General features: G+C 54.8%; 1 protein-coding gene. It reads right to left on the bottom strand.

The window, feature by feature from the left end:
* Positions 1–522: YPDG domain-containing protein (locus HMPREF1484_RS11660; RefSeq protein WP_016663547.1), on the bottom strand; the 522-nt coding region annotated here is incomplete at both ends.

The raw sequence follows: 522 nt of genomic DNA, 5'->3' as shown, positions 1-522 counted from the left end.
GATCTCACCGGTGTTCTCATCAATCTTGACCTCATAGCCCTCAGGAGCAGTGAAGCCGTCAGTGATCTTGAACTTCGAACCCTCAGGAGCCTTGACGTCCTTATCGTCCTTGCCAGTGAACGACGGGGACGACTTGGTCTCCTCACCAGGAACAACCAATTTGCCCTCATACGCAGGCTCGTACAGGCCGGCATCCTTATCAGTCACCGTGACGGTGACGTCAACGGTGTCCTTCGTGCCATCCGGGTAAGTCACAACAACCGGAACAGTGATCTTGTCACCAGGCTTAGCATCCTCAGGGATGCTAACGGTGATCTCACCAGTGTTCTCGTCAATCTTCACACCATCAGGCACGTTCTCACCAGGGGTGAACTTCGTGCCCTCAGGAGCCTTAGTGTCCTTACCGTCCTTGTCGGTGAACTTCGGAGCATCGATCTTAACGTCGCTACCCGGCTTACCCGAACCATCTTCGTAGCCAGGCTCGAAGTGATCGTTCGCGTTCGGAACCTTCGGGTTGCTGTC

This window comes from Dermabacter sp. HFH0086, from assembly GCF_000413375.1.
In the GTDB taxonomy this organism is placed as follows: domain Bacteria; phylum Actinomycetota; class Actinomycetes; order Actinomycetales; family Dermabacteraceae; genus Dermabacter; species Dermabacter hominis.
This window is presented reverse-complemented; position numbering and strand designations above follow the sequence as displayed.